At 37.1% G+C, this 15662-nt stretch carries 10 protein-coding genes; 5 read left to right on the plus strand and 5 right to left on the minus strand.

Annotated features, from left to right (window positions below; genetic code table 11):
- Nucleotides 1-179: 179 nt before the first annotated feature.
- Nucleotides 180-7901, plus strand: coding sequence for a Rib/alpha-like domain-containing protein (locus QZ114_RS06430; protein ID WP_295501119.1), 7722 nt, complete (start codon nt 180-182; stop codon nt 7899-7901).
- 112 nt (nt 7902-8013) lie between these two features.
- Here the strand turns inward: QZ114_RS06430 and lysS are convergent, their stop codons facing one another.
- From lysS to QZ114_RS06455, 5 genes are all read right to left on the minus strand, one after another.
- Entirely contained in the window at nt 8014-9504 is a 1491-nt protein-coding gene (gene lysS, locus QZ114_RS06435) for a lysine--tRNA ligase (protein ID WP_295501123.1), read from the minus strand.
- Nucleotides 9505-9641: 137 nt separating this feature from the next.
- The gene (locus QZ114_RS06440) at nt 9642-10259 is read right to left on the minus strand and encodes a histidine phosphatase family protein (protein ID WP_295501126.1); all 618 of its coding nucleotides are present in this window, start codon (nt 10257-10259) and stop codon (nt 9642-9644) included.
- Nucleotides 10256-10741, minus strand: a complete 486-nt coding sequence (locus QZ114_RS06445) for an aminoacyl-tRNA deacylase (protein ID WP_295501129.1) — start codon at nt 10739-10741, stop codon at nt 10256-10258. The genes QZ114_RS06440 and QZ114_RS06445 overlap by 4 nt, the downstream gene beginning before the upstream one ends.
- Nucleotides 10741-11583, minus strand: coding sequence for a DUF368 domain-containing protein (locus QZ114_RS06450; RefSeq protein WP_295501132.1), 843 nt, complete (start codon nt 11581-11583; stop codon nt 10741-10743). Before QZ114_RS06450 ends, QZ114_RS06445 begins: the two co-directional genes overlap by 1 nt.
- Nucleotides 11584-11673: 90 nt before the next feature.
- Entirely contained in the window at nt 11674-12474 is an 801-nt protein-coding gene (locus QZ114_RS06455) for a glycoside hydrolase family 25 protein (protein ID WP_295501135.1), read from the minus strand.
- A 153-nt stretch (nt 12475-12627) separates the two neighbouring features.
- Between QZ114_RS06455 and glmU the strand changes: the two genes are divergently transcribed.
- From glmU to QZ114_RS06475, 4 genes are read left to right on the plus strand one after another with little or no spacing between them, the layout of a single operon-like run.
- Complete coding sequence (glmU, locus tag QZ114_RS06460; RefSeq protein WP_295501139.1) at nt 12628-14007, plus strand: bifunctional UDP-N-acetylglucosamine diphosphorylase/glucosamine-1-phosphate N-acetyltransferase GlmU; 1380 nt, start codon at nt 12628-12630, stop codon at nt 14005-14007.
- 9 nt (nt 14008-14016) lie between these two features.
- The gene (locus tag QZ114_RS06465; RefSeq protein ID WP_295501143.1) at nt 14017-14562 is read left to right on the plus strand and encodes an NUDIX hydrolase; all 546 of its coding nucleotides are present in this window, start codon (nt 14017-14019) and stop codon (nt 14560-14562) included.
- Between the two features lie 11 nt (nt 14563-14573).
- Nucleotides 14574-14888, plus strand: a complete 315-nt coding sequence (macP, locus tag QZ114_RS06470) for a cell wall synthase accessory phosphoprotein MacP (RefSeq protein ID WP_295501146.1) — start codon at nt 14574-14576, stop codon at nt 14886-14888.
- A 13-nt stretch (nt 14889-14901) separates the two neighbouring features.
- Nucleotides 14902-15594: a 5'-methylthioadenosine/adenosylhomocysteine nucleosidase gene (locus QZ114_RS06475; RefSeq protein WP_295501149.1), complete on the plus strand. Its 693-nt coding sequence runs from the start codon at nt 14902-14904 to the stop codon at nt 15592-15594.
- Nucleotides 15595-15662: the final 68 nt, after the last annotated feature.

The following is a 15662-nucleotide window of genomic DNA, read 5'->3' on the forward strand; positions in this document are numbered from 1 at the left end:
CGAAAGTCGTTATATTATGTTTTTAGAAAAAGCCAAAATAGTTGATATATTTAGGAAAAAGAGATATAATGAAATCAAACCCCCTTCAAATTTACAATTATATTTGAGGGGGGGGGCTTTTTGTTTTTAGTCTTCATATATATATTAATTGCTAATTGTCAAAAAAAAGGAGTAAGTAAATGTTTAAACCTAAAGGGCGACATGTTCGTCAATCGCAAGTGGAGAAATTCACACGTTACAGTATCCGTAAGGTCAGTTTTGGTGCGGCTAGTGTGGCTGTAGCTAGTGGGTTATTTTTCCTTGGTGGAGGAAGCGTCCAAGCGGCTGAACAAGTGACTAATTCAGAAACCAGAGAAGTTCAAAATACTCAAAATCTAAATGATAAGTCCTCGGAATCTAAGGAGGTTGCTGGACAAGCATCTGCTACTGCTAAAGAGCCTGATGGACAAAGTAATACTTCTGTAAAAGAGTCTGCTGCTGACACACAAGCCAGTGCAGTTGAAACCCCAAATGGAGTGACAGAAAAAGTAGCTATTAATACCGCATCATTAGAAGATTTAGTTGCTCAAGTTGAAAGTAGATTGAGTCAATTAACCGAAGGTAAGAAAACAAAATCAGTCATCGATGATGCTAAAAACTTGGTTAATAAAGTAAAAGAACTTTTGAACGATGATACAAAAACACAAGCAAAAGTGGATGCACTTGCTAAACAACTTTCAAGTATCCTTGTCATTTTAAACAGTATCAAATCAGAAGCAACAGAAGAAAAAGTAAACAAAAATCAAGATCCTAGAAATGGACAAGCTATTCCTGGTAATGGGGAAAGTGGGTTTAGAGATACAGGTACAGTTGCAGATGGTACTGAAAATCCTGTTGTTGTAAATACAAACGATATTACACAAAAAGCTTCTGAATTAGAGGCGGAAATCGCAAAAGTTGAATCTTTAATCTCAGCTGAAAATGCTAAAAGAGAAGGTAAAAAAGATAAGGAATTTATAGAAATTCTAACCCAGGTAAAAGACTCTGCACAAGCTGTTAAAAACAAAGGGAACAACATTCCAACAACAGAAAAAGAAAAGCATGCACTTTTACAAGAGTTAAAAGAAAAAGTAGATTTATTAAAACTATACCAAGCTAAAAAATTGGACTGGGGAGCACCTGCGAATAATCACTTAGCAAATTATGGGAATAATCCATCTGATGCAGTAATTAGTAATTTAAATGATACTTTTGGAACACCTGATTTCTCAAATGCTACATCACATACAAAACGTGTAGAAAATCAAGCTTCGGGTATAAATGGTGCTATTAATTTGGGTTCAGCAACTTATCATTGGAAACAAAAAGAAATAACGGTTGATGAAGCAAAAGCAGGAGCTTTAGGCGGCTGGAAGATTGTAGATAAAGAAGGCGCAAACACCGTAAATATTGTTAAACCAGAAGCACCTACTGATATAGAATATAAAGCAGGACAATCAGCAACCACATATGCACCAAAGCCAGCCAAAGTTTATGATAATAACGGTCATGTTACAGCTACTGGTGGTCAAAACAGACCAAACGCTAGTGGTGGAGTACTAAGATATATGATTAGTACTGATCGTTTGGGAAATGAAAGTATAGGAAAAGTTAATAAAGATTATTATGTAGAATTAAAAAAACAAGGAACAACTATCTATAAAGATTTCGACGTAAATCCTAACTCTCATTTGTATGCTAATCTTGTCTTTTCTAGTGCTTATGGTAAATTAGGTTTGACTTCATCAGGTGAAAAAATAAAAATGAAAATAGTTGATGCATATACAGGTCAACCATTATCAGAATTAACTAGAAAAGATGGAAAAGCTTCAGATACAGAATTTATTGGACAACCTGGATCAGATTCGGATGGTTTTGCTGCATTATGGCGTGTAGTAAAAGTGCCTGAAGGGACAACTAAAGTACGTGTATTTGTAGAAGCAGGAGATCAGCCAACAACTTCTGATTACTTGAATGGTCATAAGGTTGAAGATGGATATATAGTTGCAGGACTAGGATTAACTTCAGGACCAGCACTGACTTTAACGACGACAGTGGTTTCAGGTAGAGATAAAGAAGCATATGGTTATACAGAAAATTCTATTTATAAAAATGCTCAACAAGGAACGTTTAATTTAACGCTAAGTAATCATGGTGGAGTAGGAGTAGTATATCAGACTAGGTATGAAGTTACTTTGAAAGTTCCCGAAGGTGTTAAGTTAGGTACATTACAGGGAACGGACTTGAATGAAGTAAATGGTAAAAATTTATTTGCTCCAAGTTATACTTATGACTTTAAATATAACAAAGATACACGAGAACTTACTTTTAAAATTGATTTACCAAAACGAAATATTAATCCAACAAGTGGTAGCTCCAACACTGTTACAATACCATTTGAAGTAACGCCTGATTTTGTCGGAGAAGCAACGTTTGAAGTAGTAGGGAAAAATGGATTTGGAGGAAAAGATAAATTAGGAAATATGATCTTACCGTATGGAATAGTTGGTGCGGATAGATATAATATACCGGTAAATGTTAATGCTAATAGTTTAAATACTTCCGATAATCCTGAATATAAATATAATCGTACTATTTATATTGATTCTATGACAGGAAATAGCACTATAACTGTACCAGTTGGAACAACTTTTGAAAAAGCAAAAGAGGCAGCAACAGTAAGTGCTGAAGAATTACTAAATTCAGAAGCTTATAGAGAGAAATTAGCAACATTAAAAGCTACTGCTGCTCTAAATTTAAGTGAAACAAGTTTAATTGCAATGGTACAAGGTTATTCTACAGCTGCTGTAAAAGAAAATAGTGGAACTCTAAAAGTACCAGTTATTCACACTGTTGGAAGTAAGAAATTTAATAATCAAATAGACATTAATGTGAATGTAGTGGCATCTACTAAGCAACAGAAAGTTGTTTTTGAAGGAGATACAATCCAAAATGATGATATCAAGGAGAAAATAACTCCTGCTACAATTCCTGGATATACAGCTACAGTAAATAATGTTCAAAATCTGCCGACAACAACTGGTAAAGCTGGACAAATTATTAATGTTGAAACAACAGTATCTTATACGAAGGGAAATGTTGTACTTCCTGAAACAGTAACAGTTCCTGTGTTGGTCTTACCAAAAGCAACAGGTAATGTAGAAGTACACAAAGGAGCTTCAGTAGATAAAGTTAAAGAAGTAGCGAAAGCAAAAGCGACAGAAGTAGCAACATCAGCTGACTTCAAAGCAAAATTACCAGAAGGTTCTAAAGATGTAGTGGTTGGAGAAATTACAGAAGAAGTTTTAGCAACAATCACCTCAGAAAAAGGAACGAACAAAGGAATCGTTAAAGTTCCAGTAACTTACACAGTAGATGGAACAACTTATACAAAAGATGCAGAAATTACAGTTAACATACTAGGTTCAGAACCAAAAACAGTTTACACACTAGAAGGAACAAAACCAGAGGCTGAGAAAGTTAAGGCTGCCGTAACACCAGGTACTGGAGGTACAGTTAATACTCCGAAAGAAACAGATTTACCTGCTACAACAGTAAAAGCAGGAACACCTGATGTAACCGTACCAACGACAGTAACATATCCAACAGGAGATGAAACTGTGAACGTTCCAGTTGAAGTGTTACCAAAAGCAACACCAGAAAAAGTAACAACATTAAAAGATACAACTGCTGATAACCTAACAACAGCTGTAAAAGAAAAAGCACAAGCTGCACTAGGCAAATTAACACTACCATCAGGAGTTACAGCAGAATTAGATCCAAATCAAACATATGCTGTTCCAGCAACAGATTCTAATAGTGACAAAACTGCAGTACCAGTAAAAGTACAATATAAAGACGCTACAGGTACAGTAGTAGCAGAAGATACTATTTCAGTCCCAGTTACAGTAGTAAGCTCAACTCCAAGTAAAATTGTCGTATTCGAAGGTGAAACACCAACAGCAGAACAAGCGAAAGCAGCCGTAACACCAGGAACAGATGGAACAAAAGGTGAACCAACAACATTACCAGAAACAGCAGGTAAAGCAGGGGCAACAGACGTTAAAGTAGACGTACCAGTAACATATGACAATGGTAAGTTAACAGAAACAGTAAGTGTTCCAGTGACAGTATTACCAAAACCAGAAGCTGAAGAAATTCTAGTTGCTAAAAACAGTGATAAGGAAAAAGCTAAAGAAAAAGTCCTTGCAAAAGCGAAAAAAGCAATTGAAGATTCAACATTTACAGGTAAATTACCACAAGGTGCAACCGTTACTATTGATGAAACAGCTACAATAACAGTGCCAGACTTAACAGAAGATACGGAAGTTGATGTACCTGTTAAATACACTGTAGATGGTCAAGAAAAAAAGACTACTGTTAAAGTACCAGTTACAGTTGTTGAAGGTGTACCACAAATCGTACCAGTTAAAGAAACAAACGATGTTCTTCCAGACCCAGAGAAGAGTGTTGATAAAGAAGATTATCCAGAAGGTTCTACATTTAGATATAAAACACCAGAAGGACAAACAAGTCCAATTGATGTAACAACACCTGGAGATAAAGATGTTATTGTTGAAGTACTAGATAAAAATGGTAATCTAATTGTAGAAGTTCCAGCAACAGTACGAGTAGTAGGTAGCACACCACAATTTGTAGTAGCAGACCCAAGCAAACCACAACCAGATGCAAAAGACAGTGTTACTCCTGGAGACTATCCAGAAGGAACAACATTTGAGTACAAGACACCAGTAGATACAACAACTGCAGGTGAAAAAGATGTAACTGTTGTAGCTAAGCTAAATGGTCAACCAATTGTAGAAGTTCCTGCAAAAGTAGTTGTAGTAGATCCTAAGACACAATATGTAGTAGCAGATCCAAGCAAACCACAACCAGATGCAGCTAAGAGCATTGATCCAGAACAATATCCAGAAGGAACAACATTTGAGTACAAAACTCCAGTAGATACAACTACACCAGGCGAAAAAGATGTAGTTGTCATTGCGAAAGATGGAGAAGATAAACTTGTTGAAGTACCAACAAAAGTGAAGGTTGTACAAGGAAATCCACAAATCGTTCCAGTGGATGAAGGTAAGAAACAACCATCACCTGAAGATAGTATTGATCCAAATGATTACCCAGATGATGCAACATTTGAGTACAAAGAAGAAATAGATACATCTACACCGGGTGATAAGAAAGTTACCGTTGTTGTGAAACAAGGGGATAAAGTATTAGTTGAAGTGCCATCGACAGTACGTGTAGTTGAAAGTTATCCTAAATATGTCCCAGTAGATCCAGCTAAGAAACAGCCAGATCCAAAAGAAAACATTAATCCAAATGATTTCCCAACTGGAACAACATTTGAATATAAAGATAACACTCCAGTAGATACAACAACACCAGGTGAGAAACCTGTAACAGTAGTAGCTAAGTTGAATGGACAACCAATTACAGAAATTCCAGCAACAATTGTAGTAGTAGAATCTAAGACACAATATGTTCCTGTGAATGCTGAAAATGATAAGAAACCAAAACCACAAGATAGCATCACTCCAGATGATTATCCAGAAGGTTCAACATTTGAATACAAGACTCCAGAAGGACAAACAACTCCATATGATGGAACAACACCGGGTGAAAAAGATGTTACTGTAGTCGTGAAAGATCCAGATGGAGATACTATTGTAGAAGTACCAGCGAAAATTAAGGTTGTTCAAGGTAAAGAACAATTAACTCCAGTAAATGCTGAAGATAAGGATAAACCTAAAGCTGAAGATAGTATCACACCTAGTGATTATCCAGAAGGATCAACATTCGAATACAAAGTTCCAGAAGGACAAACAACTCCATATGATGGAACAACACCAGGAGATAAACCAGTTACTGTAGTTGTAAAAGATAAAGATGGAAAAGTGTTAGTAGAAGTTCCAGCAACCATTAAAGTTGTGGAATCAAAACCTAAACCAATCGAAACACCAGTAACGAATACTCCATTAGAAAAAGGTGACTATACTAAAGGTCTAAATGTTCCAGACGGAGCAACAGTTGAGGTAGTAGGTGATCTTCCAGACTTAACAACACCAGGTGAAAAAACACCTGTAGAAGTTAAGATTACATTGAAAAATGGTAAATCATATACAGTAAAAGTACCTGTAACAGTAACACCAGTTAAGGAAATTGAAACACCAGTTACAACAGATAAATTGACTCCAGAGGATATCTTGAAACAAATTAAAGTACCAGACGGAGCAACAGCTAAGGTCGGAGACTTACCAGATTTAACAACGCCAGGTAAGAAAGACCCAGTAAAAGTAACGATTACATTACCAAATGGCAAAGTGGTTACGGTAGAAGTTCCAGTAAATGTAACACCAATTACACCAATTGAAACACCAGTAACAAAAGACAAACTGACTCCAGAAGATATCTTAAAACAAATTAAAGTACCAGAAGGAGCAACAGTTAAAGTAGGAAGCATTCCAGAGTTAACAACACCAGGTAAGAAAGATCCAGTAAAAGTAACGATTACATTACCAAATGGAAAAGTTGTTACAGTAGAAGTACCAGTGAATGTAACACCTATTAAAGATATTGTTAAAAAACAAGGTGATCCAATTACTGCGGAAGATGTTGAAAATCATATTCCAAAAGGAGCAAAAGTTATCTCAATTGGAGATAAACCAACAACGGATGTACCAGGAGAAAGACCAAGTATTCCAGTTGTGATTGAATTACCAAATGGAATTCGAGTAACTGTAAATATACCTGTAATCGTAACTCCAAAAGTAACTCCTGTAGTAGTTCAAGTAGGAACACCAGTTACACCAGAAGATGTTGAGAAACATATTGAATTACCAAAAGGATGGAAAGTAACAAAAGTAGGAGAAATTCCAACAACTGAAACACCTGGAGCAAAACCAGTAGTACCAGTTGAAGTAGAATTACCAGATGGACGTAAGATTACAGTAGATGTACCAGTCATCGTAACACCAACTGTAAGACAAATTGTTGTACCACAAGGAACTCCAATCACACCAGACGATGTGAAAGGACATATTGATTTACCAAAAGAACCAGGATGGGAAATTGTTGAAGTAGGAGAAATTCCAACAACAATTCCAGCTGGAGTAAAACCAAGCGTTAAAGTGAAGGTTAAAGTACCAACTGGTGAGATTATTGAAGTCGATGTGCCTGTAATCGTAACACCAAAAGTAACACCTATTGTAGTAGAAGTGGGAACACCAATTACGAAAGAGGATGTTAAGAAGAAAGTCGATTTACCAGAAGGATGGGAAATTGTAGAAGTCGGGGAAATTCCAACAACTGAAACACCTGGAGCAAAACCAGTTGTTAAAGTAAAAGTGAAATTACCTGATGGTCGTATGATTACAGTGGACGTACCGGTAACAGTAACACCAAAAGATACTCCGGCAAAACCAACGCTTGAAACTAAACCAATAGTAGTAGCAGTAGGTGACCCGGTTACCAAAGAAGATGTTGAATTACATATCGATCTTCCAAAAGGTGCAGAAATAGTGGAAATCGGAGAAATTCCAACAACAGAAACACCAGGTCAAAAACCAAGTGTTAAAGTTAAGGTTAAATTACCTTCAGGAGAAATTGTTGAGGTTGAAGTACCAGTGATAGTAACACCGAAAGTAACTCCGACTCCACGTCCAGAAAAACCGTCTACAACAGAAGTAACAGTAACTCCAGAAACAGCAAAAACTTCTGATTTTACCGAAGTCAAGGAATCTAAAGATGCTGCAAAAGTATTGCCTAACACAGGTACAAAAGCTAATGCTAGCCTATTAGGACTTGGAATTCTCGGAGCTTTGAGTGGATTTGGACTTCTTGGACGCAAGAAAAAAGAAGACTAAGAAAAAAACTTCTTTTCTGAAGTCTGATAGAAAAATAGACTGAGGTGAAAACTTCAGTCTATTTCTTTTGGCTATGAAAAAAATCCCCTGGCAAGTACCAGAGGATAAGAGCTTATTTCATTGTTGGGAAGAGCAATACATCACGGATAGTTGTTGTATCAGTGAGGAGCATGCAGAGACGGTCGATACCGATTCCCAAACCACCTGTTGGTGGCATACCATATTCAAGGGCTTCGATGTAGTCGTAGTCGATACCTGTTGCTTCGTCGTCACCTAGTTCTTTGGCTTTAGCTTGGGCTTCGAAACGGCTAAGCTGATCGATTGGGTCGTTCAACTCAGTAAAGGCATTACCATATTCCTTGGTCATGATGAAGAGTTCGAAACGGTCAGTAAAGCGTTCGTCTTCAGGATTTTTCTTAGCAAGTGGTGAGACAGCTACTGGGTGTCCATAAACAAAGGTTGGTTGGATTAAGGTTTCTTCAACAAATTCTTCAAAGAAAGCATTGATGATGTGACCAACTTCAGTATAGTGTTTTTCAACTGGAACTTTCTTCTCAGCAGCAATTGCTTTTGCTTCTTCAAAAGTCAAATCTTGCCAGAAGTCGACTCCAGTAATTTCCTTGATAGCATCTACCATGTGAACACGTTTAAACGGTTCATTGATTTTTATTTCAGTTCCTTGGTAGTTGACTGGACCGTCACCTTTAACTGATTTAGCAGCATGTTGGATAATGCCTTCAGTCAAATCCATGATATCTTGGAAGTCTGCGTAAGCTTGGTAAACTTCAATTGAAGTGAATTCAGGGTTGTGAGTAGCGTCCATTCCTTCATTACGGAAGATACGGCCAATCTCGTAAACGCGTTCCATACCACCAACAATCAGGCGTTTTAAGTGAAGCTCAGTAGCAATACGAAGTACCATGTCAATGTTTTGGGCATTGTGGTGGGTAATAAATGGACGGGCAGCAGCACCACCAGCTTCATTGTGAAGAACAGGTGTTTCTACTTCAAGGAAACCTTTTTGGTCTAGGTAACGACGGATTTCAGAGATGATTTTTGAACGAGTGACAAAGCGATCAAAACTTTCTCGATTCGAAATCAAGTCCAAGTAACGTTTACGGTAGATAGTTTCAACGTCTGTCAAACCGTGGAATTTCTCTGGCAGTGGACGAAGCGCCTTGGACAAGTGTGTAATATGAGTAGCCTTGATAGAGAGTTCACCCATATCTGTACGCATGACTTCACCTTCAACACCAAGGAAATCGCCAAGGTCTGCTTTTTTGAAGATTTCGTAATTTTCTTCCCCTACAGCATCCTTACGAACGTAAATCTGGATTTGACCTTCGCGGTCTTGAAGGTGGGCAAAGCCGACTTTACCCTTACCACGTTTGGTTACTAAACGTCCTGCGATAGTAGCTGTTTCATTTTTTTCATGTAATTGGTCTTTATCGAGGTCAGCAAATTTATCTTTTAGTTCTTGAGAGTTAGCAGTACGGTCAAAGCGTTTTCCGAAGGGATCAATTCCTTGTTCACGAAGCGCAGCCATTTTTTCACGGCGAACGATCTGCTGGTCATTTAGTTCTTCCATATGTTCTGTTGACATGGGATCCTCCTAGTTTTACTCAAAATTGAATACGATGAGTGATTTTTTGCGATACTCCCATTTTATCATAAATAAGCAAGAAATTCACGGATAATCTTTCAAAACTAAAAAGAACTTGAAGCTAAAATCAAGTTCTTTTATTGATAAGAGGTATCATTCCAAACGTCAAGAGTAAAGCTTTCAAAATCTTTAGTTTCTAAAATGGTTAGACTAGCGTTTGCTAGGCCACCATCTTTACGCAGAAGGGGTTCTTTATAACCTAGAAGGGTGCGAAGGCTGGCAGTGAGATTAGCACCATGACCAACGATGAGGATTTGTTCTGCATCACTTTCTTTCAGTGACTTGATAAATTGAATGGTGCGTTGAGTTGTACTGTAGAGGGATTCTGCGCCAAACATTTTTGTGTTAAACCTTGCAAGATTGGAACGAAAGGCTTGGATTTGTTGGGGGTAAATAGCTTCTAGGGTTGCGATTTTTAAACCTTCCAACTTCCCAAGTTGCCATTCACGTATAGTAGGGGTTAATTCTAAAGGACAGGATTTCTGGAGTTGACTTTGAATAATTTCTGCAGATTTTCTGGCTCTGGGCAAGTCACTTGAATATATTTTTTCGAAGGGAACATCTTTTAGATATTGACCAAGTTTTATGAGAGTTTGAATGGATTCCTCAAGTAGAGGAGAGTCACCACTGGCACCTTGAAATCGTCCTTCTTGGTTCCAGAGTGTGCGACCATGACGGACAAAATAAAGTTTCATGATTTATTGGCCTCCAATATATCAGCAAATTTTGCTTTGACAAAGGTGGCTAGTTCTTGCGGATCAATGATGATACTATGACCAACTTCTCCAGCAGAAACAATTATTTTGTCTAGATTTAGAGATGTTTCATCAATAAAGATTGGATAATTATGTTTCTGACGAATTCCAACTGGATTATTTGCACCATGAATATAGCCTGTCGTTTTTTCCAAGTCCTTTTGTGGAATCATGCTAACCTTTTTATTGCCAGAAACCTTTGCCAATTTTTTTTCAGCAAGGTGTTCTGTTATAGGGAGAATTCCGATGATGGGACCAGTCTTATCTCCTATTAGAGCAAGTGTTTTAAAAATCTGGAATTTTTCATAACCTTGAGGAAGCTCTCCTTCCAATGCATTTAACTCAATTCCAATGTGGCTCACACCTGCTTTAGCTAGGATTTGTTCTACCAATGTTTTTTTGCTTTTTGCTTTTTTTGCCATTATTTATACTTATCCTCCAATTTACTCATCCAGATTCCCATCCAAATTCCAAGAGCGAAGAAGAAGGAGATGAGAACATAATTTACTAGAGAAAGACCAATGTATTGGATACTTTCAGTATTTCCTGCATTCGGTATCAAAATCAAAATAGTGCTAGAAAGGACAATCCCAATGATAAAATGATAGACTCGAGAATGATAATTGTTTAAAGCATAATCCATTAATTTTGAAAAGATAATGAGGGTAGCTCCAGCACCAATCCCTATAGGAAGAAAGGTGCCAAATAAATCAAAGGTTTTAAATCCAGTTAGCATAGGAGCATAGAGACCTAGAATCAAAAGTAGATTTGAAGGACTCAATCCAGGGACCAAGACACCAAGAGCTAGTAGGGAACCAGCCAAGATAAAGTTGAAAAAAGATGGAGTTAAGATTCCTACAACAAAGTTTAAGGCATATAGGCCTATTCCAGAAATGATAAAGGTTGTCCAGAACCAAGCTAAATCAATTTTGTCTCTGTCAGATTCTCGAGTCGATTCTTTGAGAAGGCTTGGAATGGTACCAATGATAGCACCAGCAAAACTCCATAGGACAAAGACCTGATAATTTTCAAGCAGGTATTCAATCGGGTAGGAAAATAAGCCGATTCCCAGAAGCATACCGATGGCAACTGGAATAAAGTACAAAACATTTTCTTTAAAGTCTTTAAAGGGATGGGCCAGAAAGACGATCATCCGTTCATAAATTCCTAAGATTGCTGCTAGAACCCCTCCGGAAATTCCCGGTAGAATAAATCCAAGAGCAATGACAATCCCTTTAATAATGCGCGCTAGCCATGAGAGCATATATTTCCTCCAACCATTTCTATTTCAAAAAATCCTTACTATATTGTATCACAATATAAAACAAAAAAAGCAAATGATGAACAAATGCTTTTAATGTTTCAAAAAAAGTTTTCTAAAAGTCTCTTCTTTATTTTTTGATGCAGAGATGACATTGATATCTAAATCGTGATTAAAGCCCGCAACTTTTCCTTTAGAAGTATATTGATGAATATCATAATCTAAATCAGTTTTAGGAGTGGCTTCATAAAATCCTGAGTCAGAACCGTATGATGGAATCCAAACAGATGAAAATTTTGAAGTATCAATACTGTGTTCTTCCATGAAGTAAACACCTACGTAGATTCCAATGTTTTTAACCCCTAACGATTCTAGTTTCGCACGGAAAGCTTCAACGCCGTCATTCATATCAGACATTGTTTTTTCTTCTACGTCAAGCCAATAGTAACTTGGATTATATGGTGATGCTGCGTTATAAAAACTTTCTGCAGCCTTTTCCATCTCTTGGATATTTTTGCCTGCTACATATGCATATACTCCAACTGGAATATTGCGTTTTTGAAACTCAGTAATGTGTGATTGAAAAGCTTTATCTAGACCATTTATATGTGCAGCATCATTTTGCTTAGTTGTTTGAGCACCGCTATGAACGCGTACAATAGCTCCGGATATATTTTGGGAAAGTGTATCATAGTTGATTTCTTGGGGACGTTGCCATCCAGATACATCAATAATTGGTTTACTTAACTTTTGAAGAGCTTGAATTTCAATTTGAGCATGGTTCGATTTTGTTTTTAAAGAGCGTTCCTCAAAATTGGAGTTGTTTAGGATTAAAATGAAAATCATAATCCCAAAAAAAGTATATAAAATAAGTGGATTAATTTTCTTTCTCATACTTCATAATTTTACCTTAAATACGTTAAAAAATCAAAAAAAACATTTAAAAGTTGAGTGAAACAGGGCTATAAAGCAATTTGTTATTGAATAGAGCAGATTGATTTGAAATATGGTATAATAAAAAGGAATTTCTAGAGAAAAGAGAAAATTATGTCAAATTATGCCATTATTTTAGCAGCGGGTAAAGGTACTCGTATGAAGTCTGATTTACCAAAAGTTTTGCATAAGGTTGCTGGTATCTCTATGTTGGAACATGTTTTCCGTAGTGTGGGAGCTATTCAACCTGAAAAGACAGTCACAGTAGTAGGGCACAAGGCGGAATTAGTTGAGCAAATATTAGCTGGACAGACAGAATATGTAACTCAATCAGAACAATTGGGAACAGGACATGCAGTTATGATGACAGAGCCAATTCTAGAAGGTTTATCAGGTCATACTTTGGTTATCGCAGGTGATACTCCTTTAATTACTGGAGAGAGTCTTAAAAACTTGATTGATTTTCATGTCAATCATAAGAATGTTGCGACCATCTTGACAGCTGAAACGGATAACCCATTCGGATATGGGCGTATTGTTCGAAATGACAATGCGGAAGTCATGCGAATTGTTGAACAAAAAGATGCCTCTGATTTTGAAAAACAAATCAAGGAAATTAATACTGGTACCTATGTTTTTGATAACGAACGCTTATTTGAAGCTCTAAAAAATATCAATACCAATAATGCTCAGGGAGAGTACTATATTACCGATGTCATTGGGATTTTCCGTGAAGCTGGTGAAAAAGTTGGAGCCTATACTTTAAAAGACTTTGATGAAAGTCTTGGTGTAAATGATCGAGTGGCTCTAGCAACTGCGGAGTCAGTCATGCGTCGCCGTATTAATCAAAAGCATATGATAAATGGTGTTAGTTTTGTCAATCCAGAAGCTACTTATATCGATATAGATGTGGAAATTGCTCCACAAGTACAACTTGAGGCCAATGTTACCTTAAAGGGTCAAACAAAAATCGGAGCAGAAACAGTCTTGACAAATGGAACCTATGTGGTCGATAGCATCATCGGTAAGGAGGCTGTTATCACTAATTCCATGATTGAGGAAAGCAGTGTTGCAGACGGCGTAACGGTTGGCCCTTACGCCCACATTCGTCCAGGTTCAAGTCTGGGTGCCCAAGTACATATTGGTAATTTTGTTGAAATCAAAGGTTCTTCTATTGGTGAAAACACAAAAGCTGGGCATTTGACTTATATCGGAAACTGTGAAGTGGGTAGTCATGTTAACTTTGGTGCGGGAACTATCACTGTAAACTTTGATGGGAAAAATAAATACAAGACAGTCATTGGAAACAATGTCTTTGTAGGTTCTAATTCAACTATTATTGCACCAGTAGAACTTGGGGATAATTCCCTTGTTGGTGCAGGTTCAACTATTACTAAAGACGTGCCAGCTGATGCCATTGCAATTGGACGTGGTCGCCAAGTCAATAAAGATGAATATGCAACTCGTTTGCCACACCATCCTAAAAATCAATAGGAGTTTATCATGGAATTTGAAGAAAAAACTCTCAGTCGAAAAGAAATTTACCAAGGTCCCATTTTCAAATTAGTACAAGATCAGGTTCAGTTACCAGAGGGAAAGGGGACAGCCCAAAGAGATCTGATTTTCCATAATGGAGCAGTTTGTGTTTTAGCTGTTACAGATAAAGAAAAGATGATTTTGGTCAAGCAATATCGAAAAGCCATTGAGTCAGTATCTTATGAAATTCCAGCAGGCAAATTGGAAATGGGCGAAAATACGGATCCAGTAGCTGCCGCTCTTCGTGAATTGGAAGAAGAAACAGCTTATACTGGCCAATTAGAACTCTTATATGATTTTTATTCTGCTATTGGATTTTGCAATGAAAAGTTAAAGCTATATTTAGCTAGTAATTTGTCCAAAGTAGAAAATCCTCGTCCCCAAGATGAAGATGAGACCTTGGAAGTTATTGAAGTTAGTCTAGAAGAAGCGAAAACTTTAATCCAAACAGGACATATCTGTGATGCTAAAACTATTATGGCAGTCCAATACTGGGAATTACAAAAAAACTAGAGGAGGGATCTATGGGGAAACCTTTATTAACAGATGAAATGATTGAGAAGGCTAATCGAGGAGAAAAAATTTCTGGCCCTCCCTTGATTGATAATGAGGAGACTAAAATTTTATCGACATCTTCTCAAACTTTCGGTTATGAAAGTCCAAAGGGGCATGGTTTTAGCCAAGAAACGTTAACGATTGAAGTAGAACCATCTATCCATAAAAGCCGTCGTATCGAAAATACCAAGAGAAATGTTTTTAATTCCAATTTAAATAAAATCTTATTTACAATTATATTTCTCTTGATTTTATTAGTGTTAGCCATTAAATATTGGCGATAGAAAAGGAATTAACATGAAAATTGGAATAATTGCGGCTATGCCTGAAGAATTAGCTTACCTTATTCATCATTTGGAAAATACCCAAGAGGAACTTGTTTTAGGCAATACCTATCATACGGGATCAATTGCTTCAGTTGAAGTGGTGTTAGTAGAAAGTGGCATTGGTAAGGTCATGTCTGCCATGAGTGTAGCGATTTTAGCGGATCACTTTCAAGTGGATGCTATAATCAATACAGGATCTGCAGGGGCAGTAGCAGATGGCATTGCTGTGGGTGATGTGGTCATTGCGGATAAACTTGCTTATCATGATGTTGATGTAACTGCTTTTGGTTATGGTTATGGACAAATGGCTCAACAACCTCTTTATTTTGAATCAGACCCAAGATTCATTTCCAAAATAAAAACTAGTCTGTCTCAACTTGAGCAGACTTGGCACCTTGGTTTAATTGCAACAGGGGATAGTTTTATTGCAGGAAATGATAAGATAACAGAAATCAAATCACATTTTCCAGATGTCTTAGCAGTAGAAATGGAGGGAGCAGCTATTGCTCAGGCGGCTCATTCACTTGACTTACCTTTTTTAGTCATCCGTGCTATGAGCGATAACGCTAACCATGAAGCAAACGTCACTTTTGATGAGTTTATTATTGAGGCGGGCCGACGCTCTGCACAAGTTCTATTGGCCTTTTTAAAGGCTCTAGATTAAGTGGAAATTTGACAGTTTTTCTAGCTTATGATAATATTTAAATAACGAAAAGTTAGAAAACGTTTCAG

Origin of the sequence: uncultured Streptococcus sp., assembly GCF_901875575.1 — a bacterium.
Classification (GTDB): domain Bacteria; phylum Bacillota; class Bacilli; order Lactobacillales; family Streptococcaceae; genus Streptococcus.

Bases quoted from the DNA above. Each gene is read 5' to 3' on its own strand.
- QZ114_RS06430 (WP_295501119.1), top strand. From the start codon at position 180: ATGTTTAAACCTAAAGGGCGACATGTTCGTCAATCGCAAGTGGAGAAA.
- lysS (WP_295501123.1), bottom strand. From the start codon at position 9,504: ATGTCAACAGAACATATGGAAGAACTAAATGACCAGCAGATCGTTCGC.
- QZ114_RS06440 (WP_295501126.1), bottom strand. From the start codon at position 10,259: ATGAAACTTTATTTTGTCCGTCATGGTCGCACACTCTGGAACCAAGAA.
- QZ114_RS06445 (WP_295501129.1), bottom strand. From the start codon at position 10,741: ATGGCAAAAAAAGCAAAAAGCAAAAAAACATTGGTAGAACAAATCCTA.
- QZ114_RS06450 (WP_295501132.1), bottom strand. From the start codon at position 11,583: ATGCTCTCATGGCTAGCGCGCATTATTAAAGGGATTGTCATTGCTCTT.
- QZ114_RS06455 (WP_295501135.1), bottom strand. From the start codon at position 12,474: ATGAGAAAGAAAATTAATCCACTTATTTTATATACTTTTTTTGGGATT.
- glmU (WP_295501139.1), top strand. From the start codon at position 12,628: ATGTCAAATTATGCCATTATTTTAGCAGCGGGTAAAGGTACTCGTATG.
- QZ114_RS06465 (WP_295501143.1), top strand. From the start codon at position 14,017: ATGGAATTTGAAGAAAAAACTCTCAGTCGAAAAGAAATTTACCAAGGT.
- macP (WP_295501146.1), top strand. From the start codon at position 14,574: ATGGGGAAACCTTTATTAACAGATGAAATGATTGAGAAGGCTAATCGA.
- QZ114_RS06475 (WP_295501149.1), top strand. From the start codon at position 14,902: ATGAAAATTGGAATAATTGCGGCTATGCCTGAAGAATTAGCTTACCTT.